Source organism: Pseudomonas sp. TSO6 (assembly GCF_056098905.1).
In genome coordinates this window covers 1-255 of sequence record NZ_JBLZWV010000112.1, presented here as the reverse complement: position 1 = coordinate 255, position 255 = coordinate 1, and the positions used below count along the sequence as shown (strand labels likewise).

General features: G+C 47.8%; 1 tRNA gene. It reads right to left on the bottom strand.

What is annotated here, in order from left to right:
- Nucleotides 1-139: 139 nt before the first annotated feature.
- Nucleotides 140-215 (bottom strand) — tRNA-Ala (locus ACN6NG_RS30030).
- Nucleotides 216-255: the final 40 nt, after the last annotated feature.

The following is a 255-nucleotide window of genomic DNA, read 5'->3' as shown; positions in this document are numbered from 1 at the left end:
CCAGCAGTGAAACTGGTGTTCAGTCTATTTCTATCACATATCCGAATTTTTAAAGAACGATCTGACAAAAGTCAGAAATCAACATTCATCAACGAATGTTCATTTCTAAGTTCTGACAAGCTACTGCTTACGGCGAAAGTGGTGGAGCCAAGCGGGATCGAACCGCTGACCTCCTGCGTGCAAGGCAGGCGCTCTCCCAGCTGAGCTATGGCCCCGTATTCTACGGCTAAACCATGTAATGGTAGGTCTGGGCAG